We start from the raw sequence: 25,640 nt of genomic DNA, 5'->3' as shown, positions 1-25,640 counted from the left end.
GCTGGCAGCGGGCCTCAGGTTGCCGTGGCCTGCCGCACCGCGCGCTCCCAGCGCGCCATCGATTCCTCGGCCTGCGCGCGGCCCATGGTCGGCATGAAGCGCCGCTCCACCTTCCACAGCTTCGACAGCTGTCGCGCGTCGCTGTAGACGCCGGTCGACAGGCCCGCAAGGTAGGCGGCGCCGAGCGCGGTAGTCTCGATGACTTCGGGCCGCACCACGGGAATGCCCAGCAGGTCGGCCTGGAACTGCATCAGCAGGTCGTTCACGCTCGCGCCGCCGTCCACGCGCAGTTCGGCCACGGGCGTGCCGCCGGCCGCGACCGCATCGCGGCTCATGGCCTGCAGCAGCGCGGCGCTCTGGTAGGCGATGCTTTCCAGTGCGGCGCGCGCGATGTGCGCCACCGTGGTCCCGCGCGTGAGGCCGGTGATGGTGCCGCGCGCATCGGCGTCCCAGTAGGGCGCGCCGAGGCCGGTGAAGGCCGGCACCATCATCACGCCGCCCGCGTCGGGCACGCTTTCGGCGAGCGACTGCACTTCGGCGCTGCCCTTGATGGCCTTCAGGCCGTCGCGCAGCCACTGCACCACGGCGCCGCCGACGAAGACGCTGCCTTCCATTGCGTACTGCGGCGTGGCGTCGGTCTGCGCGGCGCTGGTCACGAGCAGGCCGTTGTGCGAGGGCTGGAATTCGCTGCCCGTGTGCATCAGCAGGAAGCAGCCGGTGCCGTAGGTGTTCTTGGCCATGCCCGCTGCAAAGCAGGCCTGGCCGAAGAGGGCGCTCTGCTGGTCGCCGGCCACGCCGCCGATGGGCAGCGCGCGGCCGAGCAGCGCGGCATCGGTGTCGGCAAAGTGCGAGCTCGACGGCTGCACGCTGGGCATGAGCGCGGCGGGAATGTCGAGTGCCTTGAGCAGGTCGGCATCCCATTCGTTGCGGTGCACGTTGAAGAGCATGGTGCGCGAGGCGTTGCTCACGTCGGTGACGTGCACCTTGCCGCCGGTGAGCTGCCACATGAGCCAGCTGTCGACGGTGCCGAAAGCGAGCTCTCCGCGCTCGGCCTGCGCGCGCGCGCCGGGCACGTTGTCGAGCAGCCAGCGCAGCTTGGTGCCGGAGAAATACGCATCGATGACCAGCCCGGTCTTCTCCTGGATGGTGCCGGCCATGCCCTGGTCGCGCAGCTGCGCGCACAGCGGTTCGGCGCGCCGGTCCTGCCAGACGATGGCGTGATGCACGGGCTGGCCGGTCTTGCGGTTCCACAGCACGGTGGTCTCGCGCTGGTTGGTGATGCCGATGGCATGGATGTCCGCGGGCTGCAGCTTGGCCTTGGCGAGCACGTCGCGCGCGGTGGCAAGCTGGCTCTGCCAGATCTCCATCGGGTCGTGCTCGACCCAGCCGGGGCGCGGATAGATTTGCGTGAGTTCCTTCTGCGCGATGGCGACGATGCGGCCTTCGCGGTCGAACACGATGCTGCGGGAACTGGAGGTGCCCTGGTCGAGGGCGAGCAGGTAGGTCATGGCTTGAAGGGTCCTCGGGGTCGGGTCATGTCATTTGTTCCTGGCGCTGTTGTTCTTGTTTTCTTGTTGTTCAGGGCGTGTGCACAGATCACCGGGTACGCCCCTCCGCGAATGTCCCCCGGCCTGCGGCCTCCTCCTTTATTTCGCTGCGGGGAGCACCCGATGCTCTGTGCACCTGGGCACGCTCTGGGTGCACAACTGATCAACGACCGCTCTGTCCAACGATCACGTCGATGGGGTGCCTTGCGCAGCGAAATAAAGGAGGAGGGCGAAGCCCGGGGGACATTCGCGGAGCAAGGTACCCCGTCGGCGGGAGCGCGCCCTGAACGCAGCGCCAACCGCACAACAGAAGAGAAGCAAGGTTCCATCTTCAATCGCGCGCAATCTCGAGCCGAACCTGCGCCGCATGCAGCAGATCCGCAAAAGGCGCCGGCGGCTCCGCGTCGGTGAAGAGGCGGTCGATCTGCGACAGCGTGCCCAGCTGGATCATCGCGGGCCGGTTGAACTTGCTCGCGTCCGCCGCGAGCCACACCTCGCGCCCCTGCGCAATGATGGTCTGCGCCACCTTCACCTCGCGCAGGTCGAAGTCGCGCAGCGATCCGTCGGGCTCGATGCTCGACACGCCGATCAGCGCGATGTCCACCTTGAACTGGCGGATGAAATCGATCGTCGCCTCGCCCACGATCGCGCGGTCGCGCGGTCGCACCGAGCCGCCCGCCACGATCACCTCGCACGACGTGTTGCCGCTCAGGATGGTCGCCACGTTCAGGTTGTTGGTGATCACGCGCAGGCCCGTGTGGCGCAGCAGCGCCTTGGCGATGGCTTCGGTGGTGGTGCCGATGTTGAGGATCAGCGAACAGTCGTTGGGCACCAGCTCGGCCACGCGCCGCGCAATGCGCGCCTTGCCCTCTGCATGCAGCGTTTCGCGCTGCTGGTAGCCGATGTTCTCGGTGGTGGAGCTCGGCACGCGCACGCCGCCATGAAAGCGCGTGAGCAATCCCTGGTCGGCCAGCCGCTGCACGTCGCGCCGCACCGTCTGCAGCGTGACGCCCAGCATGTCGGCCAGTTGCTCGACGGTGACCGAGCCGCGCGTGCGCACGGTATCGAGAAGATTGATCTGGCGCGGATTGGAGTTCACAGAGACGTCGTGGAAAGCAGGAAGACTCTCCAGAGAGTACAGGCCGTGCCACTTTAAAACGAACGAAAACGAATCTTACTAAGGGAAAACTCGGAGGAAAATCGCGCCAAAAGGAATCCAAATGAAAAGACACGAAAATACAATGGCGCCCTTCCGTGACCGAAGTCATGAACCAACGGGCCCATCTTCTGTGAGCGATTTCTCCTCCAATCCGCCTTCGCCGGCAACCGATTGCGACGTGCTGATCGTCGGCGGCGGCATCAACGGCTGCGGCATTGCGCGCGACCTGGCCGGCCGGGGCTGGCGCGTGGTGCTGTGCGAGAAGGACGATCTCGCCTCGCACACCTCGTCGTCATCCACCAAGCTGATCCACGGCGGCCTGCGCTACCTGGAGTACTACGAGTTTTCGCTCGTGCGCAAGGCGCTGCAGGAGCGCGAAGTGCTGCTCAAGAGCGCGCCGCACATCATGTGGCCGCTGCGCTTCGTGATGCCGCACGACCCTTCGATGCGGCCGGCCTGGATGATCCGCATCGGCCTGTTCATGTACGACCACCTTGCCAGGCGCGAAGTGCTGCCGGGCTCGCGCAGCATCGACCTGCGCAGCCATGCCGCCGGCGCGCCGCTCAAGCCGCAGTTCAAGCGCGGCTTCGTCTATTCCGACGGCTGGGTCGACGACGCGCGGCTCGTGGTGCTCAACGCCATCGACGCCAGGGCGCGCGGCGCCGAGGTGCTCACGCGCACCCGCTGCGTGCATGCGCAGCGCGATGCCGATGGATGGACCGCCACGCTCGAAGCCGCCGACGGCGGCATCCGCGTGGTGCGCGCGCGCGCCGTGGTCAATGCCGCGGGACCGTGGGCGGAATCGTTCCTGCGCGGCGTGGCGCAGTCGGCCAAGGGCGAGCCGCTGGCCACGCGGCACCTGCGGCTGGTCAAGGGCAGCCACATCGTGGTGCCGCGCCTGTTCGAGCACGACCATGCCTACATCTTCCAGAACCCCGACAAGCGGATCATCTTCGCGATTCCCTACCAGGACGAGTTCACGCTGATCGGCACCACCGACATCGAGCTGAACGGCGACGATCCCGGCGCGGCGCGCATCGCCGAGGAAGAAATCGCCTACCTCTGCATGCAGGCGAGCCGCTATTTCGAGAAGCCGGTCAAGCCGGCCGACGTGGTCTGGACCTACTCGGGCGTGCGCCCGCTGCTCGACGATGCATCGGGCGACCCGTCGGCCGTCACGCGCGACTACATGCTCGAGTCGAACACCACGGCGGCGCCGCTGCTGTCGGTGTGGGGCGGCAAGATCACCACCTTCCGCAAGCTGGCCGAGGACGCGGCCGACGAGGTCGGCAAGATGCTCGGACAGTCGAGCGCGCAGCGCCCGCCCTGGACCGATGGCGCCTTCCTGGCCGGCGGCGATCTTTCCGCATGGATCGGCGCCGCCACGCGGCCCGACGACGATTTCGAGCGCTTCGTGGCCGCGGTGCAGGCGCGCCATGCATGGCTGGACGCGCGGCTCGCGCGCCGGCTGGCACGTGCCTACGGCGCACGCGTGGCCGAGCTGCTCGGCGATGCGCAGTCCATGGCCGACATGGGCGCGGCCGTGGCGCCGGGGCTCCACGAGCGCGAACTGCGCTTCCTGCAAGAGAGCGAGTGGGCCATGAGCGCCGACGACGTGCTCTGGCGCCGGTCGAAGCTCGGCCTGCGCTACACGGCCGAGGAGCGCCGGCAGGTGGCCGCCTGGCTGCAGGCGCGCACTACCAACAACAGCTACATGATCAACGGGGAGCGCTGATGCAATTGACTCTGGAGCGCGTCACCAAGAAGGTCGGCGCGCAAACCTGGCTCTACGAGCAGAGCATCGCGCCCAAGAGCGGCGCGGTCACTGTGCTGCTGGGCGCCACCCAGGCCGGCAAGACCAGCCTGATGCGCCTGATGGCAGGGCTCGACACGCCCAGCACGGGCAAGGTGCTGGTCGATGGCAAGGACGTGACCGGCATGCCGGTGCGCGAGCGCAACGTCGCCATGGTGTACCAGCAGTTCATCAACTATCCGTCGCTCACGGTGGCCGACAACATCGCCTCGCCGCTCAGGCTGCGCGGCGAAGCGAACATCGATGCCCGCGTGAAGGCGCTGGCCGACAAGCTGCACATCGGCATGTTCCTCGACCGCCTGCCGGCCGAGCTGTCGGGCGGGCAGCAGCAGCGCGTGGCGCTGGCGCGCGCGCTGGCCAAGAACGCACCACTGATGCTGCTCGATGAGCCGCTGGTGAACCTCGACTACAAGCTGCGCGAAGGCCTGCGCGAGGAGCTCACGCAGCTGTTCGCCACCGGCGATTCGACGGTCATCTACGCCACTACCGAACCCGGCGAGGCGCTGCTGCTGGGCGGCTACACGGCCGTGATGGACGAGGGCGAGCTGCTGCAGTACGGCCCGACCGCCGAGGTGTTCCATGCGCCGCAATCGCTGCGCGTGGCGCGCGCCTTCAGCGATCCGCCGATGAACCTGCTGGCCGGCACCGCAACGGCCGGCCGCGTGCAGCTCGCGGGCGGCCCGTCGCTGGCACTGGCGGTGCCTGAAAGCGTTTCGGGCGCGGTCACGGTGGGCTTGCGCGCGAGCGCATTGAACGTGAATGCGGGGGAGGGCGACATCGCCTTGCCCGGCAAGGTGGAACTGGCCGAGATCTCGGGCTCCGACACCTTCGTGCACGTCGAGACGGCGGTCGGCGAACTGGTGGCGCAGCTCACCGGCGTGCACCGCTTCGAGCTGGGCACGCCGATCACGCTGTACTTCAGCGCCTCGCAAGCCTATGTGTTCGATGCCGGCGAAAAGCTGGCGCTCGCGCCAGCCTGGCGCAAAGGAAGCTGACATGGCACGCATCGATCTCGACCTGGCCCACGCCTACCGTCCCAACCCGAAGCAGGACAGCGACTATGCGCTGCTGCCGCTCAAGATGAGCTTCCGCGATGGCGGCGCCTATGCCTTGCTCGGCCCCTCGGGCTGCGGCAAGACGACCATGCTCAACATCATCTCGGGCCTGCTGGTGCCTTCGCAGGGCACGGTGACCTTCGATGGCCGCGACATGACGCGCGCCACGCCGCAGGAACGCAACATCGCGCAGGTGTTCCAGTTTCCGGTGATCTACGACACCATGACCGTGGCCGAGAACCTCGCGTTTCCGCTGCGCAACCGCAAGGTGCCCGAAGACCAGATCAGGAAGCGCGTGGGCGAGATCGCCGAGATGCTCGACATGAGCGGCCAGCTGAACCAGCGTGCCTCGGGCCTTGCGGCCGATGCCAAGCAGAAGATCTCGCTCGGCCGCGGCCTGGTGCGCAGCGACGTCTCGGCCGTGCTGTTCGACGAGCCGCTGACGGTGATCGATCCGCATCTCAAGTGGCAGCTGCGCCGCAAGCTCAAGCAGATCCACCGTGAGCTCAAGCTCACGCTGATCTACGTCACGCACGACCAGGTCGAGGCGCTCACCTTCGCCGAAGAGGTTGTGGTCATGACGCGCGGCAAGGCCGTGCAGGTGGGCAGTGCCGAGGCGCTGTTCGAACGGCCGGCGCATACCTTCGTCGGCCACTTCATCGGCTCGCCGGGCATGAATTTTCTTTCGGCGAAGAGCGCGAACGGCGCGCTCGAGGTGGCGGGTACGCCGCTCGTGCCGACGCGCGAACTGCCGCAGGGCGCGCTCAAGATCGGCATCCGGCCCGAGTACCTGCGCCTGTCGAATGCGGGCGCAGCCGGCGCCGTGCCGGCCGTGGTGAAGCAGGTGCAGGACGTCGGCACGCACGCCATGCTGAGCGCCGAGGTCGACGGCGGCGTGGTCAAGGTGCGGCTGCATTCCGACGACCAGCCGCCGGCAGCGGGCGACACCGTGTGGCTGCGGGTGCTCGACACCCACACCTGCTACTACAAGGACGAGGAGCTGGTGGCATGAACCCCCCGATCACAGGCAGCGTGGTGCCTTTGTCTTTCTCCCTCCCCTCCCGGGGGAGGACCGGGGTGGGGGCAAGCGGCGCCCCCATCGGGCGCTCTGCCTGCCCCCATCCCCACCTTCCCCCGGAAGGGGAAGGAGCCAAGCCATGAACGCAACCAACAAGCCCATCAATCAAAAGGCCTGGTGGCTCGTGCTGCCGGTGCTGATCTGCGTGGCCTTCTCGGCCATCGTGCCGCTGATGACGGTGGTCAACTATTCGGTGCAGGACATCATCTCGCCCGACCGGCGCGTGTTCGTCGGCACCGAATGGTTCGCCTCGGTGATGCGCGACGACGAACTGCACCAGGCGCTGTGGCGCCAGCTGGGCTTCTCGCTTTCCGTGCTGCTGGTGGAGATTCCGCTGGGCATCTGCCTGGCGCTGTCGATGCCGGCCAAGGGCTGGAAGTCTTCGGCGGTGCTGGTGGTGGTGGCGCTGTCGCTGCTGATCCCGTGGAACGTGGTCGGCACCATCTGGCAGATCTACGGCCGCGCCGACATCGGCCTGCTGGGCCATGCGCTGCAGACGCTGGGCATCGACTACAACTACACGGGCAGTGCGGCGGATGCCTGGCTCACGGTGCTGGTGATGGACGTGTGGCACTGGACGCCGCTGGTGGCGCTGCTGTGCTTTGCCGGCCTGCGCTCGATTCCGGACGCCTACTACCAGGCCGCTCGCATCGACGGCGCGAGCAAGTTCGCGGTGTTCCGCTACATCCAGCTGCCGAAGATGCGCGGCGTGCTGATGATCGCGGTGCTGCTGCGCTTCATGGACAGCTTCATGATCTACACCGAGCCTTTCGTCCTCACGGGCGGCGGGCCGGGCAATGCCACCACCTTCCTGAGCCAGTACCTCACGCAGAAGGCCGTGGGGCAGTTCGACCTGGGGCCGGCGGCCGCGTTCTCGCTGATCTATTTCCTGATCATCCTGTTGTTCTGCTTCGTGCTCTACAACTGGATGCAGCGTGTGGGTACGCAGGAAGCGGAGGTGGAGAAATGAACAGCCATTTTTCGGGGCGCGCTCCCGCCGACGGGGTACCTTGCTCCGCGAATGTCCCCCGCCTTCGGCTCCTCCTTTATTTCGCTGCGCAAGGCACCCCATCGACGGGAGCGTTATGCGCAGCGGTCGTTGATCAGCCGTACACCAGCAGCGTGCCCTGGTGCATAGGGCATCGGGTGCTCCCCGCAGCGAAATCAAGGACGAGCCCGAAGGGCGGGGGACATTCGCGGAGGGGAGTACCCGGTGTCCTGTGCACGCGCCCCGAACAACAGCGCCAAGAACAAAAGCAACATGCCGTGGAGCAACCGACATGAACGAAAAGAGATTCCGCAAGCGCAGCATCTTCCTGGTGCTGTACATCCTGTTCGCGCTGCTGCCCATCTACTGGATGGTCAACATGAGCTTCAAGACGAACGAGGAGATCGTCTCCAGCTTCTCGTTCTTTCCGCACGAGCTCACCTGGGCCAACTACGCGCGCATCTTTACCGACGAGTCGTGGTACTCGGGCTACATCAACAGCCTGATCTACGTGGCCATCAACACGGTGATCTCGCTCACCGTGGCGCTGCCGGCGGCCTATGCGTTCTCGCGCTATTCGTTCCTGGGCGACAAGCACGTCTTCTTCTGGCTGCTGACCAACCGCATGACCCCGCCCGCCGTGTTCCTGCTGCCGTTCTTCCAGCTCTACAGCACGGTCGGCCTGATGGACACCCACCTGGGCGTGGCGCTCGCGCACCTGCTGTTCAACGTGCCGCTGGCAGTGTGGATCCTCGAAGGCTTCATGAGCGGCATTCCGCGCGAGATCGACGAGACGGCGTACATCGACGGCTACTCGTTCCCGCGCTTCTTCGTGAAGATCTTCCTGCCGCTCATCAAGGCCGGCGTGGGCGTGGCGGCGTTCTTCTGCTTCATGTTCAGCTGGGTCGAGCTGCTGCTCGCGCGCACGCTCACCAGCGTGAACGCCAAGCCCATCGTCGCGACGATGACCCGCACCGTGAGCGCCTCCGGCATGGACTGGGCCACGCTGGCCGCCGCGGGCGTGCTCACCATCGTGCCCGGTGCGATCGTGATCTGGTTCGTGCGCCACTACATCGCCAAGGGTTTCGCGATGGGCCGCGTTTAAGAGGAGGCAAAAGACATGTTCGACTGGATGGTCTGGACCACCCCGGTGGCCGTTTTCTTCATCTGCATCGCACTCATGCTGGTCGGCATGACGGTGTGGGAGTTCAAGTCGCCCACCACCATGCGGCGCGGCTGGCTGCCGATTGCCACCACGCGCGGCGACCGGCTCTTCATCGGGCTGCTGGCCGCGGCCTACGTGAACCTGGTCTTCATCGGCCTGGCCGGCAAGTTCCAGGAATGGCTGAGCCTGGAGGCCGAGCCCTCGATCTGGATCAGCTTCGTGCTGTCGATGTTTCTTCTGGCGCTGGTGATGCGCAAGGGCTGAGCCCGACGATTTCTTTTCAGACGCGACCGGCTCTCCGCCTCCCCGGAGCCGCGATCGAAAAAACCGGGGAAGCTTTCAACCGAGGAGACACATTCATGAAGATGCGCTACACGGCATTGGCAATGGCAGCGGCGATGTTCGCCGCGCAGGGTGCATGGGCCGCAGAGCCCGAGGCCAAAAAATGGATCGACAGCGAGTTCCAGCCATCCACGCTCAGCAAGGACCAGCAGGCTGCCGAGATGAAATGGTTCATCGATGCGGCCAAGAAGCTGCAGGCGAAGGGCGTGAAAGAGATCTCGGTGGTGTCGGAAACCATCACCACGCATGAATACGAATCGAAGACGCTGGCCAAGGCCTTCGAGGAGATCACCGGCATCAAGGTGAAGCACGATCTGATCCAGGAAGGCGACGTGGTCGAGAAGCTGCAGACCTCGATGCAGTCGGGCAAGTCGATCTATGACGGCTGGATTTCCGACTCCGACCTGATCGGCACGCACTACCGCTACGGCAAGATGATGAACCTGACCGACTACATGGCCGGCGCGGGCAAGGAGTTCACCAACCCGGGCCTGGACATCAAGGACTTCATCGGCACCAAGTTCACCACCGCGCCCGACGGCAAGCTCTACCAGCTGCCCGACCAGCAGTTTGCCAACCTCTACTGGTTCCGCGCCGACCTGTTCGACCGCAAGGACCTGAAGGACAAGTTCAAGGCCAAGTACGGCTACGACCTGGGCGTGCCGCTGAACTGGAGCGCCTACGAGGACATCGCCGAGTTCTTCAGCGTCGACGTCAAGACCATCGACGGCAAGCCGATCTACGGCCACATGGACTACGGCAAGAAGGATCCGTCGCTCGGCTGGCGCTTCACCGACGCCTGGCTCTCGATGGCCGGCACCGCCGACATCGGCAACCCCAACGGCATGCCGATCGACGAGTGGGGCATCCGCGTGGCCGACGACAAGTGCACGCCCGTGGGTGCATCCGTGTCGCGCGGCGGCGCCACCAATTCGCCGGCCGCCGTGTACGCGCTCACCAAGTACATCGACTGGATGAAGAAGTACGCGCCCAAGGAAGCCATGGGCATGACCTTCGGCGAAGCCGGTCCGGTGCCGGCGCAGGGCCAGATCGCGCAGCAGATCTTCTGGTACACGGCCTTCACGGCCGACATGACCAAGAAGGGCCTGCCCGTGGTGAACGAGGACGGCACGCCCAAGTGGCGCATGGCGCCCGGCCCCAACGGTCCGTACTGGAAGCAGGGCATGCAGAACGGCTACCAGGACGTGGGTTCGTGGTCGTTCTTCAACGGCCATGACGCCAACAAGACGGCGGCCGCCTGGCTCTACGCCCAGTTCGTCACGTCCAAGAGCGTCTCGCTCAAGAAGACCATCGTGGGCCTGACCCCGATCCGCGAATCGGACATCCAGAGCAAGGCCATGACCGACCTGGCGCCCAAGCTCGGCGGCCTGGTCGAGTTCTACCGCAGCCCGGCCCGCGTGGCGTGGACGCCCACCGGCACCAACGTGCCCGACTATCCGAAGCTCGCGCAGCTCTGGTGGAAGAACGTGGCCGAGGCCGTCACGGGCGAGAAGACCCCGCAGAAGGCCATGGACAACCTGGCCGACGAGATGGACAACGTGATGGCCCGCCTGCAGCGCGCCGGCATGGCCCATTGCGCGCCCAAGCTCAACGCCAAGGGCGATCCGAACAAGTGGCTCAGCGATCAGCACGCTCCATGGAAGAAGCTGGCCAACGAGAAGCCCAAGGGCGAGACCATTGAATACAGCAAGATGCTGACGGCTTGGAAGGAAGGCAAGGCGCGCTGAGCGGCTGCTTCTTTCCGAACAGCGTCCGACGAAGGGCCGCGCCGTAGGGTGCGGCCCTTTTTTTCTTCGCTGCCCTTTGCGCAGCCAATCACCCGCCGCGTGAATTTGTGCACTGAAACGGCGGGTGTCCGGCTCCCAATTGCTACTTTAGGGTGCTTCCGCCGCAAGAACATCGACTTACATAATCCCTGCACAAAAGCCAGCCCGTATCCGGAGCGGCAGGACACATTCAGGGAGTCCCATGTTCAACAATCTTCACGGCGTGCCTGCACGCCTGCGGCAGCCATGAAGCGCCGCGTCACCCTCCAGACGCCGCTGGGCGCGGCACTGCAATTCCATCGGCTGGTCGGACGAGAGACGCTCAGCCAGCCATATGTCTTCGACGTCGACTTGCTGGGCGGCAGCAATGCGATCGACCCCGCCGCTCTTCTTGGCCAGCCCGCCACCGTCGTGATGGAAACCGAGAGCGGCGCTCCGCGCTACCTCGGCGGCCTTGTCACCCGCTTCGGTCTTTCGCACGAAGACAACCGCCAGGCTTTCTACAGGATGCGCCTGCGGCCCTGGCTTTGGCTGGCCACGCGCCGCTCCGACTTCCGCAACTTCCAGGACCAGACCGTGCCCGAGATCGTCATGGCCGTGCTCGGGCACTACGGTTATCCCCTCGAGCACAGGCTGAGCCGCAGCTATCGCACATGGACCTACTGCGTGCAGTACCACGAGAGCGACTTCGACTTCATCTCGCGCCTGTGCGAGCACGAAGGCATCTACTACTACTTCCGCCACGAGGCCGAGCAGCATGTGCTGGTCTTCGCCGACGACATCGCCACTTCGCACGGCCCGCTGCCCGGTGGCGAGGCCGTGCACTACCACCCGCACGAGAAGGCCGGCATGACCGGCGGACTGACGCCCAGCGAGCGCATCTACGAATGGGCATTCTCGGAAGAAGTGCGCTCCGGCCACCACTACACCAACGACTACGACTTCGAGAAGCCAAGGGCCGAACTCACGAGCCTGCGGCAGATGCCATCGGGGCACGATCACGACGCTTTCGAGCGCTACCAATGGCCCGGCGGCTTCACGCAGCACCACGACGGCGAGGCTTGCGCGCGCATCCGCATCGAAGAACAGCTGAGCGCACACGCCCGGGCCAGCGGCCACGCCAACCGGCGCGATCTCGCCCCGGGCCACACCTTCACGCTCACGCACCATCCGCGCGCGGACCAGAACAGGGAGCACCTGCTGATCAGCGTGGCGTACGAGTTGCAGGAAAACCTGCAGGCCAGCGAAGGGGCGGCCGGGTCCGAGGGCTCGGTCCAGCGTTTCGCCTTCGAGGCCCAGCCCACCAGCTACGCCTGGCGCCCGCGCCGCAGCACGCCCAAGCCGCGCACCCGCGGCCCGCAGACCGCCGTGGTGGTGGGCCCGGCCGGCGAAGAAATCTGGGTTGACGCATATGGGCGCGTCAAGGTTCAGTTCCACTGGGATCGCATTGGCCAGCGCAACGAGAATTCGAGCTGCTGGGTGCGCGTGTCCACGACCTGGGCCGGCGCCACCTTCGGCGAAGCCGCCTTGCCGCGCATCGGGCAGGAGGTCATCGTCGACTTTCTGAGCGGCGACCCCGACCACCCGATCGTCACCGGCCGGGTGCACAACGCCGACGAGATGCCGGCCTGGCAGCTGCCCCAGCAAAAGCAGCTCACGGGCATCCGCAGCCGCGAGCTCGGCGGCAGCAAGAGCAACCACCTGGCTCTTGACGATACGAACGGCAAGGCGCAGGCCCAGCTCAAGAGCGACCACCAGAGCACCAGCCTGAGCCTGGGACACATCGGCCGCATCGACGATGTCTCCGGCCGCCGGGACGACCGGGGCCAAGGCGCCGAGCTGCGCTCCGACGGCCACGGCGTCCTGCGCGCCGGCCAGGGTCTGCTGTTGAGCACCGAGGCGCGTCCCAACGCCCAGGGCCACATCACCGACATGCGCGAGACGGTGGGCCGGCTCACCGAGGGGCGCGACCTGCACGAAAGCCTGAGTCAAGCCGCGCAAGCGGCCAAGGCGCACGAGCCCGGCGACCAGGACGAAGTGACCAAGGCGCTGAAGGCGCAGAACGACTCCATCAAGGGCAGCGGCGGGGACAAGGCGCACGGCCTCTTCCCCGAATTCCAGGAACCGCACCTCACGCTGGCCAGTCCCGCGGGCATTCAGACCACCACGGCCGGCAGCACCCACATCGAGAGTGCCGAGCACACCGCCATCACCAGCGGCGCGCACACCAGCATTGCCGCCGGCAAGAGCTTTCTTGTCACCGCACAAGATGCGATCCGTGCATTCGCCATGAAGGCCGGCATCCGCATCGTCGCCGCGCAGGACAACATCGACATCACGGCATTGAAGGCCAGCATCAATGCATTGGCCAAGCTCAACATCAAGATGGAGTCCAACCAGATCACCATCACGGGCAAGGACGAGGTCGTGATCAGCGGCGGCGGCAGCTACACGCGGTGGAACGCGAATGGCATCGAGCATGGCACCACTGGCCAGTCGCGCGTGCATGCGGCCAGCCACAGCTTCGTGGGGCCGGACAGCCTGCCCGTGGTTCCGTCTCCCATGCCCACCGCGCTTTGCCTGGACTGCCTGAAAAAGGCGCTGGCAGGCGGCTCGCCGCTGGCGAAGGTCTGAACGCCATGGACTTCGCACAAGACCCCATGTCGCCGCACATGGCCAATACGCTGCTGGCGCAGGTCACGCAAGAGGCCGGCCACCACTGGTACCTGCTCTGCGACAGCGCCTTCAACAATCACAGCGTCGATGTCACCTACCGCGACGAAAGCGCCAATTGCTACGGCCAGGAGCCGGTGCTGGATCTTGCGCGGGGCGGGCCAAGGCTCATCCTGCTGCACCAGCCCGGAGACACAGTGTCCGTTGCTGCCGAGCGGCTCGCACCGTGGCTGTCGCACTGCTCCGGCCGGCCGATGCTGAGCGTCATTTCCAGCCCGGCATCGGCGCACGACATCGCGCAGCACTGGTCCAGCCTGCACCTGGTGCGCACCGAGAGCGGCGAGCGCTATCTGCTGCGCATGGCCGACACCCGAACGCTGCCGCTTCTGGCGTACTTCCTCAAGCCGGCGCAATGGGCTGCATGGACGCAGCTCCTGGCGCGCTGGCTCTACATCGACAGGCTGGGAGACCTGCGCGAACTGCCGATGCCGGCCGCCGGCGTTGCGCCCGCACGCGCGCCGCTCATGCTGGACGACGCCCAGGTCGACCAGCTGGCCCTGTATGCCGAACCGGATTCGATGATTGCCTACCTCAGCGAATCGATGCCGGACATGAGGTCCGGAGCCGAAAAAATGCGCGCCAGCCGCTGGTACCAGATCGTCGACGACGTGCTGGAAATTGCCCGCCAGCATGGCGTCGATCGCATCGAGGACAAGGTGGCCATGCTGCGGGTCGCGTGCTTAACGCGCGGCACAAGCACAACGGACGCGCGCGTGCTCGCGATGCTGCGCAACAAGCGGTGGCAGCCGGGCGCCATGGATGACGCGCTGCTGGCGACGGGCGTGCTGGGATGAGCGGTGGGTGAAACGCTGGCTGGCGAATCCATGAAGCGAAGCAACGCGGGGACCGGATTTTGTAGCTGGGCAGTGTTGCGCGGGCTGGCCCTGGGCGCATGCGCGCTGCTGATCGGATGTGGCGATGAGAGGGTTCCGGCGTCGGTGGAGGGGTACAACCACATGACCGATCGGAGCATCCTTAGCTTCACAGTCGATGGTGCTGGAGGGCCGAACATAGGTCCCGAATCTGGCGGTGGCAAGTCCTCATGCTGCGCAAGCATCCCTGCGCGATGGCGACCCGGTATGAAGGTAAAGGTCGAGTGGAGCTACGGATCGGGTGCCGAGGGAACACCTCCACCTCCGCCTCCTCAGGAAGCGGAGATTGAAATTCCGGAGTACTCATCCAGAGCCGGCAGCATCCAGGCGCACTTCTATCTCAACCATAAGGTGAAGGTGGTGGTTGCGACCTATGGGATCGAGCATCCCCGCTATCCCATGAGCGACGAAGACAAGCTTCCCTGGGAAACCAGCAAACAGCTGCTGGAATACGAAAAACAAGGGAGACTTCCTGAATAAGCGACAGCATCGACGCAGCTATGAACCCTGCACTTAATCCAATCATCTCCCGGAGAACACCTTGCTCAGAGAATTTATAGAGATCGGTAAATCGAACTTCCGCCTTGCCCGTAGGCAGAAGCTAGGTTTGCTGGTCGCAGGCGCATGCGCGCTGCTTGCCGGCTGTGGCGATGAGAGGGTCCCTGCGTCGGTGGAGGGATACAACCATATGAGCGATCGGAGCATCCTCAGCTTCACAGTCGATGGTGCGGGGGGGCCTAACTTAGCGCCGAGGTCAGGGGGAGGTGGATCTTCGTGCTGCGCCAGCATACTTGTGCATTGGCGCCCGGGTATGAAAGTGAAAGTCGAGTGGAGCTACGGGTCTGGCGCCCCAGGAACACCATCACCGCCACCCCCTCAGGAAGCCATCGTTGAAATCCCCGAGTACTCCAAGCGTACCGGAGATATTCAAGCGCATTTCTATCCAGATCACAAGGTGAAGGTCGTGGTCTCCAACTATGGGATTGAGCATCCCCGCTATCCCATGAGCGAGGAAGACAAGCTCCCCTGGAAAACCAGCAAACAGCTGCTGGAATACGAAAAGGAAGGGAGGCTGCCTGAATGACCGACAGCATCGATGCGGCTTTGAACCCCGCACTCGGGCTGACCCGGAGCCGCGAGCGTCCGTTGACACCTCGCGAGATATTGCAGCGCGACAAGGCGGTGTGTGCTGCCAACCCCGTGAGTTCGAGGCCAAGCTGCACCGGCGTCATCTTCGTGGGCATGTTCTTCGATGGGACAGGTAACAACGAAGATGCGGACTATAAAAAGCCTCCACGTCCTCCGCGCCAGCAAAAGCACAGCAACGTGGTGCGGCTGTATCACGCGTTCCCCGGCCAAAATGAGGGCGAATACACGTCCGGCACTACTGGCTACTACCGCTACTACATTCCCGGCGTGGGCACGCCCTTCGAGGAAATCGGCGACGACGGCAAGGGCATCGGCGGCCAGATCTCGCAAACGCTGGGCTCCACCAGTGCGTGGTATGGCGAGCCACGGATCATCTGGGGGCTGACGCGGGTGTTCAATGCCGTCAGTCGGTATGCCTACAAGTCCAACATCATCGACAACAAGACGGCCTCCTCGCTGGCCAACAACCTCAGCGGCGTGACGTCCTTCGGCTCGGAACGACGCAAGGTGCTCAAGGACACCTGGCAGACCAAGCTCAAGGCCCAACTGGTCAACCGCAAGCCCGAGATCACCCAGATCAACCTCAGCGTCTTCGGGTTCTCGCGTGGCGCGGCCGAGGCGCGGGCTTTCGTCAACTGGCTCTGCGAAATCTGCGAACACAAGGATGGCGGCTATCTCTTTGCCGGCATCCCGCTGCGCGTGCAGTTCCTCGGCATCTTCGACACCGTGGCCTCGGTCGGCGCGGCCGGCCTGTACAGCGTGTTCGAAGGCCGCCAGAGCTGGGCCTGGAACAACATGCAGGTGCACCCGGCCGTGGAGCAGTGCCTGCACCTGGTGGCGGGCCACGAGGTGCGCGCGTGTTTTCCGCTCGACTCGGTGCGCATCGACGGCAGGTACCCGCCCAACGTGCGGGAGTACGTGTATCCCGGCTCGCACTCCGACGTGGGCGGCGGCTACATGCCGATGTGCCTGGGCAAGAACGACTGGGCCGAGGACGACCGGCAGCTGGCGCGCATTCCGGGCTACGAGATGTATTGCGCGGCGATGATCGCGGGGGTGCCGTTTGAAACGCCGGCCCGCCTGGTCGACATGGGGCAGGCTGAAGTTGCCAAGGCACTGGCTCCCCACCCCGACACCCTCGAAGCCTTCCACGCCTACTACAAGGCCGCGGCCATCACGCCCGGCCCCGTGGAGGAGATGCACCGCCAGCACATGGGCCACTATTTCACCTGCCGCTGGCAGTTGCTGGACCGTGGGCTGCAGGCCTCGCCGGAGTGGGCGCGCGCGAGCCGGCATCCCAACAAGGGCAGGAACTACGACGGCGAGCTGCAGTGGCTGCAGGCCACGCAGCGCGCGCTGATCCATGTGATTGCGGCGGTGCTGGCCGAAATCGACCGTCGCATCGAAAGCGGCGACAGCCGCTGGAGCTGGAGCAAGGACGAGCGCCTGAAGCAGCCGCTGGCCTTCGATCTGGGCGTTCAGTTGCTGAGCCCGGTGGCGACCCTCGCTGAACTGGGCGGCAAGGCCGATGCGCGCATGGATCGGCTCAAGGAAGGCGAGCTGCACGCCAGGGCCGCCGCGCTGGCCCGCCAGGCGCCGGCGTACCTGGCCAGGTGGCGCAAATGGCTGGCCGACAACCAGCAGGCCGAGGTGCACGACACCGACATCGAGCGCGAGCCGGTGCTGCTGCTCGAAAGCCTGAGGTCGACGCCGCTGCCCGCGGACGTGTCGGCCTTCTTCTCGAGTTTTGTGCACGACTCGATGGCGGGCTTCATCGGCTTCGGCATGCCCGAGTTCGAGGCCAACGGCTTTGGGCTGGCGAAGTTCCGGCGCATCTACGCGGGGAACAGGGGCGACGATTTCCTGCGCGGGATGGTCGTCAGGGCGAACGAAAAGAAGATCGCCGAGGCCCAGGCACTGCGTACGCAGACGGCCCAGTGGCGGATGGAATCGGAGAACTACAGGCGGGCCAATCCGAATCCTTGGTAGCCCGGGGGAGGGGAGTGCGGCGGTAACGTCCGCCTCCATGTCCGGCGGTTTTTTTCGTCCATCCGTGGGATCGACGCGACGGCATGACCAATGGCAGATGCGCCAGTGCGACGGTTGGCTTACATTCGACGGCCCCCGCCTCGCCCCAGCAAGTGAACTCAAGCATTTCCAGCCCCGCCGCGCGCGTCAAGCGTGTCCTGGTGATCCACTATTCGCAGACCGGCCAGCTCGGCAGCGTCGCCGAGCAGATCGTCGCGCCGCTCAGGGCCGACCCGGGGATCTCCGTGCACGTCGAAACCCTGCGCCCCGAGGCGGATTTTCCGTTCCCGTGGCCGTTCCTGACCTTCTTCGACGCGTTCCCGGAGTCGGCTCACATGAAGCCGCCGCCGCTGGCACCGCTCTCGCTCGCTGGCGACGAGGATTTCGACCTCGTCATCCTGCCGTACCAGGTGTGGTTCCTGGCGCCGTCGCAGCCGGTCGTCGCCTTTCTCAAGCATCCGCTGGCGCGGCGCCTGCTCGAGGGCAAGCCGGTGGTCACGGTCATTGCCTGCCGCAACATGTGGCTGCTGGCCCACGAGAAGCTCAAGGGCCTGCTCGATGCGGCGGGCGCGCGCCTGATCGACAACGTGGTGTTCACCGATCCTGGCCCGACGCTGGCCACCTTCTTCACCACGCCGGCCTGGCTGATCTGGGGCCGCAAGCGTGGTTTCTGGGGCATGCCCGATGCCGGCCTGAGCGACGCACAGATCCGGGGCGCGGGCCGTTTCGGCCGGGCGCTGCGCGAGGCGCTGCATGGCGACCGGGAGCGCGGATCGCAGCCGCTGCTCGCGGGCCTGGGCGCGGTGCGGGCCGATGCGCGGCTTCTCATCAGCGAAAAGGCCGGCACGCGCAGCTTTTTCCTCTGGGGCAAGCTGATCATGGCGGCGGGCCGGCCCGGCGCCTGGCAGCGCAAGCCGCTGCTGCTGCTCTACGTGGTGTTCCTGCTCGTGCTGATTGTCACGGTCGTGCCGGTGAGCCTGAGCTTCCAGGCGCTGCTGCGGCCGCTGTTCAAGGGGTGGCTGACTAAAATGACAGCCAGCTTCGAACGCCCTTCGGGCTCGGCCACGGACCGCTTCCCCCTCTATGACGACTGAAGTCTTCCTGACCCGCACTGCCGCCTTCCTGCCCTTTTCCCCGGTCAGCAATGAAGACATCGAAGACGTCCTCGGCCGCATCGGCGGCAAGGCGTCGCGCGCGCGGCGGCTGATTCTCCGCAGCAACGGCATCCAGTCGCGCCACTACGCAATCGACCGGGCCACCGGCCGGCTCGCCATGAGCAATGCGCAGCTCACCGCCGAGGCCATCCGGGCGCTCGGCGACACCGGCCCGGTGGATTGCCTCGTCACCGGCACCTCGCTGCCCGACCAGCTCATGCCCAACCACGCGGTGATGGTGCATGGCGAGCTCGGTTGGCCGCGCCTGGAGGTGGTGGCTTGCGCGGGCATCTGCCTGGCGGGCACCACGGCGCTCAAGCATGCCTGGCTCTCGGTGCGCTCGGGCGACGCGCGGCGCGCGGTGGCCACCGGCTCGGAACTGGCCTCGGCCGTGATGCGCGGCTCCCGCTTCGAAGCCGAGCTCGAGCACAAGCTCCAGGCGCTCGAGGAGCGGCCGGAACTCGCCTTCGAGAAAGATTTCCTGCGCTGGATGCTTTCCGACGGCGCCGGCGCGGTGCTGCTCGAGCGCGAGCCGCGCGGCCCGCTGTCGCTGCGCGTGGAATGGATCGACCTGTCTTCCGCCGCGCACGAACTGCCGGTGTGCATGTACGCGGGCGCCGACAAGAATGCCGAGGGCGGGCTCGACGGCTGGGCGCGCACCGACCCCGAAGACTGGCGGCGCGAGTCGACCTTCGCCGTCAAGCAGGACGTGCGGCTGCTCAACGAGAACATCGTGCGCGCCACGCTGGGCGAGCCGCTGGCGGCCATCGTCGAGAAGCGCGGCCTGAAGGCGGCCGACGTCGACTGGTTCCTGCCGCACCTGTCGTCCGGCTATTTCGTCGAGCCCGTGAGCCGCTGCCTCGAGTCGATGGGCTTTGGCATTCTGCGCGAGCGCTGGTTCAGCAATCTTGCGACCAAGGGCAACACCGGGTCGGCATCGCCCTACATCATGCTCGACGAGCTGTTCCGCTCGGGCCGCATCAAGCCCGGCCACAAGCTGCTGATGTTCGTGCCCGAAAGCGGCCGCTTCTCGAGCGGCTTCATCTACATGGAAGCCGTGTGACATGAACCACGCCACAACTCGCCGGAAGGCCTGACATGGACCTCGATGCCGTTCCGCAGGAAGGCAACGCCACGCTCGACGGCCACGCCAAGCTCATGTACGCGCGCGACGCGCAGGGCCGCGTGGTCACCACGCGCTCGCGCGGCTGGGAGGCGGAGGAAATCGTCACCAGCCATGCGGTCGACGTGCTCGTCGAGCAGGCCCGCGAGGCCAGGGAGCGCGTGGCCCGCGGGCTTGCGTCGCCGCTCGAATACTGGATGTACGAGCGCCGCATGGACGTGGCGCTGCTCTCGCAGACCAGCGGCTTCTGGCAATGGCGCGTGCGGCGCCACCTGAAGCCGAAGCACTTTGCAGCGCTGTCCGCGAAGCAGCTGGCGCGCTATTCGGAGGCGCTGGGACTTCCCGTTTCCACCTTGCAGGGCCTGCCGTGACATTCGAACACCAGCAAGCGGCGCATTGCGAAAGCGGCGTCATCTCCAGCCTCATGCGCCACCACGGCGCGCCCATGACAGAGAGCATGGCGCTCGGCCTGTCGTCGGCGCTGTCCTTCGCCTACCTGCCTTTCATCAAGCTCTCGGGCCTGCCGCTCATCTCGTACCGCATGCCGCCCAAGGCCATCATCAAGGGCCTCCTGGCGCCGATGGCCGCGCGCTTTCGCTTCGAGACCTTCCGCAGCCCCGAGGCCGGCGCGCAGCGCCTCGATGCACTGCTTGCGGGCGGGCAGATCGTGGGGCTGCAGACCTCGGTCTACTGGCTGCCGTACTTTCCGCCCAACATGCGCTTCCACTTCAACGCGCACAACCTGCTGGTGTACGGCAAGGAGGGCGACGACTACCTGATCAGCGATCCGGTGTTCGAAGAGCCGGTGCGCTGCGCCAGCGCCGATCTTTCGCGTGCGCGCTTCGCCAAGGGCGTGCTCGCGCCCAAGGGCCTCATGTACTACCCGCAGGCCATCGAGCGCAAGACGGTTGACGCGGTCTCGGTGACCAAGGCGATCCGCAAGACGGTGCGCACCATGCTCGCGCCGATCCCCATCGTCGGCGTGCGCGGCATGCGCACGCTGGCCCGGCGCATGCAGAAGCTGTCGCCGTCCGATCCGCGCAGCGTCGATTTCATCGGCCACGTGGTGCGCATGCAGGAAGAAATCGGCACGGGCGGGGCGGGCTTCCGCTTCATCTACGCGGGCTTCCTGCAGGAGGCGGCGCAGTTGCTCGACAAGCCGCAGCTGCAGCAGATGTCCGAGCGGCTGATCGCCATCGGCGATGGCTGGCGCGCCTTCGCGCTCAAGGCGGCGCGCATGGTGAAGGGCCGCGAGCCGGTCGATCCCGCGGCGCTGGCCGGCAAGCTGCGCGAGCAGGCGCAGCAGGAAGAAACCTTCTTTCGCGACCTCAAGGCCGCTGTTGCCTGAATGAAGGCTTGTTTTTCCGTTCGTCGCGTGGAAGGACACTCAGGGCGCGCTCCCGCCGACGGGGTACCTTGCTCCGCGAATGTCCCCCGGCCTGCGGCCTCCTCCTTTATTTCGCTGCGCAAGGCACCCCATCGACGAGAGCGTTATGCGGAGCGGTCGTTGATCAGCGGCGCACCAGCAGCGTGCCCTCGTGCACAGGGCATCGGGTGCTCCCCGCAGCGAAATAAAGGAGGAGGCGAAGCCGGGGGACATTCGCGGAGGGGAGTACCCGGTGGCCTGTGCACGCGCCCTGAACAACAGCGCCCCGAACAAGAGCGGCAAGAACAACACCGCCCTGACCAGGCGACAGCCCGATGCTCGAACTGAAGAACCTCGGCCACCGCTATCCGCACGCCGACGCCGCCGCGCTGGCCGGCGTCTCGCTCGCGGTGCCCCGAGGCTGCGTGATGGGTTTGCTCGGCCCCAACGGCGCGGGCAAGACCACGCTGATCTCGCACTTGTCGGGTGCGCTCGCGGTGCAGTCGGGCGAGATCCGCATCGACGGCCAGCTGCTGCAGCAGGTGCGCGCCAAGACCCCCACGCGCATCGCGGTGGCGCCGCAGGACCAGGCCTTCTATCCGATGCTCACGGTGGCCGAGAACCTCGCATGCTTCGCCGCGGCGGGCGGCCTGGCCGGTGCGCGCAGGAAGGCGCGCATCGAGGCCTGTACGCACTTCGCCCAGCTCGAGCAATTTGCCGGCGTGCGCGCCGAGCGGCTCTCGGGCGGCCTCAAGCGCCGCCTTAACCTTGCCATCGCCTTGTTGCCCGAGCCCGAGCTGATGCTGTTCGACGAGCCCACGGTGGGCGTCGATCCGCAGTCGCGCGCCTTCATCCTCGACGCCATCAAGAGCCTGGCGCAGCAGGGCGCGGCGGTGATCTATGCCTCGCACTACATGGAGGAGATCGAGGCCATTGCCGACCGCGTGGCCATCCTCGACCATGGCCGCGTGCTGCGCGAAGGCTCGCTCGAACAGCTGCTGTCGAAGAGCGCCATGCTGCTCACGCTGGCGGCCGACGGGCTCGACGCGCAGAGGCTCTCGCGCTTCGGTGCGGTGGAGCAGGGCGGCGTGCACTGGCGCATCCACCTGCGCGAAGGCACCGGACCCGGTCCCGTGCTGGCGGCCCTGGAAGCCGAAGGCATCGAGGTGCGCCACGCCGAGTTCGGCCGCCACGATCTCGAGCAGCTCTTCATGGCGCTCACCCATCGCTCGCTGCGCGATTGAAGAACTCCATGCTCTTCGCGCTCATCAAGAAGGAACTGCTCGCACTGGTGCGCGACATGCACGGGCTCGCGGCGCTGTTCCTGATGCCGATGGTCTTCATCGTGCTGATGTCGCTCACGCTGAAGGACATCTACCGGCCGCCGCTGGCCGAACTGAGCTATGCGGTCGACCGGCGCGACACCGAAACGCCCGCGCAATGGCTGCAGCAGATCTGGCAGCGCAGCCACGGCGCGCCCAGGGCGCTCGATGCCGACTGGCAGGCGCAGTTGCGAAGCGGCGCGCTCAAGTACGTGATCGTGCTGGAGCCCGGCCTGTCGGAGGAACTCGAATCGGCCGCGCTGTCGACCCAGGCCCACATCCGGCTGCTGACGGAGCCCGGCATCGACGCCAACCTGTTCAACGCGCTGCGCGCCGAACTCATCGGCGCGTCCGGCGAACTGAAGGCGCGGCTGGCGCTGGCGGTGCCCGGCACCTCGGGCCCGCCGCCGGGCGCCTCGATCCAGGCGCTGGTGAAGGCCGAGCGCTATGCCACCGCCGGGCCGCGGCCCACTTCGGTGCAGCAGAACGTGCCCGCATGGCTGGTGTTCGGCATGTTCTTCGTGGTCGCCTCGCTCTCCAGCCTGTTCGTGCAGGAACGCAGCTCCGGCGCGCTGGGCCGGCTGCGCAGCCTGGGCGTCTCGCGCGTCATGCTGCTGATGTCAAAGGCGCTGCCCTACCTGGGCGTCAACGCACTGCAGGCCGTGCTGATGCTGGCCGCCGGCATCTGGCTGATGCCGCTGATCGGCGGCGACGCGCTTTCGCTCGCGGGTATCCATTGGGGCGCGCTGGTGCTGGCGCTCGCGGCCGTGAGCCTGGCCGCGGTGAGCCTGTCGCTGGCGCTCGCATGCGCAGTGCGCAGCCATGCGCAGGCCGCCACCATCGGGCCGATGGTCAACGTGCTGATGGCGGCAGCCGGCGGCATCATGGTGCCCAAGTTCGTCATGCCGGCCTTCATGCAGCGGCTGGTCGAGATCTCGCCGATGAACTGGGGGCTGGAGGCGCTGCTCACCGTGCTGCTGCGCGGCGGCGGCGTGGCCGACACGCTGCTGCAGGTCGGTCGGCTCGTGGTGTTTGCGGCAGCCATGTTCCTTCTCGCCGTCTTTCTGTTTCGCAGGCGCGCATCGTGACCCACTCCCATTCCGCTGAATTCATCGCCAGCCTGAAGGCCATGGTGCTCGAGGCCGTCGAAAAGGACGCACCGCCGGGCGGCCTTGGCGACGACGAGCCGCTGTTCGGGCCCGAGGCCCGGCTCGACCTCGATTCGCTCGATGCCCTCCAGGTATCGATGACGATCCAGCAGCGCTTTGGCGTGCGCATGCCCGACAGCAAGGAAACGCGCCGCGCGCTCAGCTCCATCGCCCACCTGGCCGACCACCTGGTGCAAGCGGGCAGGGCATGAGCGGCAAGAGCGTGTACCTTGCCGGCATGGGCCTGGCCTGCGCGCTCGGCAACGATCTTCCGTCCGCCGTGGCCGTCCTGGCGCGTGGCGGCGTGCGGCCCGTGCCGGTCGCCGTCTCGGATGGCGTGCAGTGGCCGGTGCACAGGCTGCCGCCGCAGGAGGGCGACTGGAAGCAGCGGCTGGAGCGCATCGTGCGCGGCGTGGCCGCGCAGGCGTACGAAGGGGCGGCGGCGGCGCGGTCCGGGCCGCTCTTCGTCGCATCGTCCTCGCTCGACATCGGCGGCATGGAACACACGGTGCAAGACTTGCGGCTGGGCGGCGACCTGCAGGACTTTGCCGGCCTCGTGGCCGCTGCGCTCGACTGGCAAGGGCCGGTCTTCACCATCTCGACGGCCTGCACCTCGGCGCTCAACGCCGTGCTCGCGGCCTGCGACCTGATTCGCAGCGACCAGGCCGGCGAGGCACTGGTGATCGGCGCCGAGCTGGGCAACCGCTTCACGGTGGCCGGCTTCGGCGCGATGCAGCTGCTCTCGCCCGACAGCGCGCGGCCCTTCGGCGCCGGACGCAACGGGCTGGTGCTTGGCGAGGCGGTGGCCGCATTGCGCCTCGGCTCGCGCGCGGCGCGCTGGCGCATCGCGGGCGGGGCCAACGTGGTCGACGGGCGCAATCCATCGGGCACCGAAGCCAGCGCGGTGCTTGCGATGTGCCATCAGGCACTGGCGCAGAGCGGGCTGCGGCCGCAGGACATCGACCTGATCAAGGTGCAGGCTGCGGGCAGCCCGGCCAACGATGCGATCGAGGCGATGGCATTGAAGCAGGTCTTCGATCCGCTGCCGCCGCTGGTGTCGCTCAAGTCGGCGATCGGCCACACGCTGGGTGCCTCGGGTGCCGCCGAGCTGGCCTTGCTCGTTGCCTGCATCGAGAGTGGCGTGTGGCCGTCGGCCGGCTATGCGCTCGACGATGAACTCGGCATTGCCCTGAGCACGCAGGCGCCGGCCGGGCTGCGCCACATCCTGCTCAATGTGGTCGGGTTCGGCGGCGGGCACGCCTCGCTGGTGCTGGAGGATGGCCGATGAACGCCGGTTCCGCCCAGGCATGGCGCACCGTCGCCCACTTCACGGCCGATCCGCTGCCCGTGGACTGGCGCGACCGGCTCACGCACCGGCTCGGCCGGCGGCCGCGGCGCGTCGGCCTCTGGACCGAGCTTGCGATGTTCGGGGCTCGGCAGTGCCTCGATGCCGCGGGCGAGGCGGCCTTGCCCGCGGGGGCGCGCCTGCGCGTCTCGAGCCTGCGCGGCGCCTGGGGAGCGACGCATGCGGGCCTGGCGCAGCTCGACGCCGGCATGCTGATGCCGTTCACCTTCATGCAGGGCCAGCCCGCGCTGATGCTGGCGGAGGTCGGCCGCTGCCTCGAATGGCAGGGCGACGCGAGCTTTGCGCTCAGCCGCGATCCGCAGCAGCTGCTGCAGCTCTCGAAGCTGGGCGCCGGCAGCGCCGGCCTGCTGGTCGGCGTGGTGGAAGAGGAGCGCAATGGCGAGAAGCCGCGCTCCGAATGGTGGCGGCTGGTGCCGGCCTGAAGCATCGAAGGCCCGCCCTCAAG

Annotated in this window: 23 protein-coding genes; 21 read left to right on the top strand and 2 right to left on the bottom strand. The window is 66.8% G+C overall.

The genetic code is table 11. From position 1 onward, the window contains the following. Positions 1 to 14 precede the first annotated feature (14 nt). Both glpK and ACAM54_RS16565 read right to left on the bottom strand, forming a co-directional pair. Positions 15 to 1,508 (bottom strand): glycerol kinase GlpK, encoded by a 1,494-nt coding sequence (gene glpK / locus ACAM54_RS16570; protein ID WP_369648290.1) that lies wholly within the window; start codon positions 1,506 to 1,508, stop codon positions 15 to 17. 370 nt (positions 1,509 to 1,878) lie between these two features. Beyond that, positions 1,879 to 2,646: a DeoR/GlpR family DNA-binding transcription regulator gene (locus ACAM54_RS16565; RefSeq protein WP_018907393.1), complete on the bottom strand. Its 768-nt coding sequence runs from the start codon at positions 2,644 to 2,646 to the stop codon at positions 1,879 to 1,881. A gap of 121 nt (positions 2,647 to 2,767) precedes the next feature. Here ACAM54_RS16565 and glpD point away from each other — a divergent pair, with 121 nt between their 5' ends. The 21 genes from glpD to ACAM54_RS16460 all read left to right on the top strand — a co-directional run bounded on the left by glpD (position 2,768) and on the right by ACAM54_RS16460 (position 25,617). Then, complete coding sequence (gene glpD, locus ACAM54_RS16560; protein WP_369648289.1) at positions 2,768 to 4,441, top strand: glycerol-3-phosphate dehydrogenase; 1,674 nt, start codon at positions 2,768 to 2,770, stop codon at positions 4,439 to 4,441. Next, positions 4,441 to 5,514: an ABC transporter ATP-binding protein gene (locus ACAM54_RS16555; RefSeq protein ID WP_369648288.1), complete on the top strand. Its 1,074-nt coding sequence runs from the start codon at positions 4,441 to 4,443 to the stop codon at positions 5,512 to 5,514. The genes glpD and ACAM54_RS16555 overlap by 1 nt, the downstream gene beginning before the upstream one ends. Position 5,515: 1 nt before the next feature. Next, a complete protein-coding gene (locus ACAM54_RS16550; RefSeq protein ID WP_369648287.1) occupies positions 5,516 to 6,586 on the top strand; it encodes an ABC transporter ATP-binding protein in 1,071 nt (356 codons plus the stop codon). A 145-nt stretch (positions 6,587 to 6,731) separates the two neighbouring features. Then, complete coding sequence (locus ACAM54_RS16545) at positions 6,732 to 7,622, top strand: carbohydrate ABC transporter permease (RefSeq protein WP_369648286.1); 891 nt, start codon at positions 6,732 to 6,734, stop codon at positions 7,620 to 7,622. 310 nt (positions 7,623 to 7,932) lie between these two features. After that, complete coding sequence (locus tag ACAM54_RS16540; protein ID WP_145747294.1) at positions 7,933 to 8,745, top strand: carbohydrate ABC transporter permease; 813 nt, start codon at positions 7,933 to 7,935, stop codon at positions 8,743 to 8,745. A gap of 15 nt (positions 8,746 to 8,760) precedes the next feature. Then, positions 8,761 to 9,069: a DUF2160 domain-containing protein gene (locus tag ACAM54_RS16535; RefSeq protein WP_145747295.1), complete on the top strand. Its 309-nt coding sequence runs from the start codon at positions 8,761 to 8,763 to the stop codon at positions 9,067 to 9,069. 95 nt (positions 9,070 to 9,164) lie between these two features. Then, a complete protein-coding gene (locus ACAM54_RS16530; RefSeq protein ID WP_145747296.1) occupies positions 9,165 to 10,895 on the top strand; it encodes an ABC transporter substrate-binding protein in 1,731 nt (576 codons plus the stop codon). A gap of 285 nt (positions 10,896 to 11,180) precedes the next feature. Next, the gene (locus ACAM54_RS16525; protein ID WP_369648285.1) at positions 11,181 to 13,568 is read left to right on the top strand and encodes a type VI secretion system Vgr family protein; all 2,388 of its coding nucleotides are present in this window, start codon (positions 11,181 to 11,183) and stop codon (positions 13,566 to 13,568) included. 5 nt (positions 13,569 to 13,573) lie between these two features. Further along, positions 13,574 to 14,461, top strand: coding sequence for a DUF4123 domain-containing protein (locus tag ACAM54_RS16520; protein WP_369648284.1), 888 nt, complete (start codon positions 13,574 to 13,576; stop codon positions 14,459 to 14,461). Between the two features lie 30 nt (positions 14,462 to 14,491). Next, positions 14,492 to 15,019, top strand: coding sequence for a DUF3304 domain-containing protein (locus ACAM54_RS16515; RefSeq protein WP_369648283.1), 528 nt, complete (start codon positions 14,492 to 14,494; stop codon positions 15,017 to 15,019). 208 nt (positions 15,020 to 15,227) lie between these two features. Further along, entirely contained in the window at positions 15,228 to 15,623 is a 396-nt protein-coding gene (locus ACAM54_RS16510) for a DUF3304 domain-containing protein (RefSeq protein WP_369650991.1), read from the top strand. Then, on the top strand, positions 15,620 to 17,677 hold the full coding sequence (locus ACAM54_RS16505) for a DUF2235 domain-containing protein (RefSeq protein WP_369648282.1): 2,058 nt from the start codon (positions 15,620 to 15,622) through the stop codon (positions 17,675 to 17,677). Before ACAM54_RS16510 ends, ACAM54_RS16505 begins: the two co-directional genes overlap by 4 nt. Positions 17,678 to 17,829: 152 nt before the next feature. Further along, the gene (locus ACAM54_RS16500) at positions 17,830 to 18,810 is read left to right on the top strand and encodes a dialkylrecorsinol condensing enzyme (RefSeq protein ID WP_369648281.1); all 981 of its coding nucleotides are present in this window, start codon (positions 17,830 to 17,832) and stop codon (positions 18,808 to 18,810) included. Beyond that, complete coding sequence (locus tag ACAM54_RS16495) at positions 18,800 to 19,933, top strand: beta-ketoacyl-ACP synthase III (protein WP_369648280.1); 1,134 nt, start codon at positions 18,800 to 18,802, stop codon at positions 19,931 to 19,933. Before ACAM54_RS16500 ends, ACAM54_RS16495 begins: the two co-directional genes overlap by 11 nt. A gap of 35 nt (positions 19,934 to 19,968) precedes the next feature. After that, entirely contained in the window at positions 19,969 to 20,364 is a 396-nt protein-coding gene (locus ACAM54_RS16490) for a hypothetical protein (RefSeq protein WP_369648279.1), read from the top strand. Further along, on the top strand, positions 20,361 to 21,341 hold the full coding sequence (locus ACAM54_RS16485; RefSeq protein WP_369648278.1) for a BtrH N-terminal domain-containing protein: 981 nt from the start codon (positions 20,361 to 20,363) through the stop codon (positions 21,339 to 21,341). Before ACAM54_RS16490 ends, ACAM54_RS16485 begins: the two co-directional genes overlap by 4 nt. 353 nt (positions 21,342 to 21,694) lie before the next feature. Beyond that, a complete protein-coding gene (locus ACAM54_RS16480; RefSeq protein WP_369648277.1) occupies positions 21,695 to 22,603 on the top strand; it encodes an ABC transporter ATP-binding protein in 909 nt (302 codons plus the stop codon). An 8-nt stretch (positions 22,604 to 22,611) separates the two neighbouring features. Then, entirely contained in the window at positions 22,612 to 23,769 is a 1,158-nt protein-coding gene (locus ACAM54_RS16475) for an ABC transporter permease (RefSeq protein WP_369648276.1), read from the top strand. Then, positions 23,763 to 24,041, top strand: a complete 279-nt coding sequence (locus ACAM54_RS16470; protein WP_369650990.1) for an acyl carrier protein — start codon at positions 23,763 to 23,765, stop codon at positions 24,039 to 24,041. Before ACAM54_RS16475 ends, ACAM54_RS16470 begins: the two co-directional genes overlap by 7 nt. Continuing rightward, the gene (locus tag ACAM54_RS16465; protein ID WP_369648275.1) at positions 24,038 to 25,117 is read left to right on the top strand and encodes a beta-ketoacyl synthase N-terminal-like domain-containing protein; all 1,080 of its coding nucleotides are present in this window, start codon (positions 24,038 to 24,040) and stop codon (positions 25,115 to 25,117) included. The genes ACAM54_RS16470 and ACAM54_RS16465 overlap by 4 nt, the downstream gene beginning before the upstream one ends. Further along, positions 25,114 to 25,617 (top strand): hypothetical protein, encoded by a 504-nt coding sequence (locus ACAM54_RS16460; protein ID WP_369648274.1) that lies wholly within the window; start codon positions 25,114 to 25,116, stop codon positions 25,615 to 25,617. Before ACAM54_RS16465 ends, ACAM54_RS16460 begins: the two co-directional genes overlap by 4 nt. Positions 25,618 to 25,640 lie beyond the last annotated feature (23 nt).

It is taken from the genome of Variovorax sp. V93 (assembly GCF_041154485.1).
In the GTDB taxonomy this organism is placed as follows: Bacteria; Pseudomonadota; Gammaproteobacteria; order Burkholderiales; family Burkholderiaceae_C; genus Variovorax; species Variovorax beijingensis_A.
This window is presented reverse-complemented; position numbering and strand designations above follow the sequence as displayed.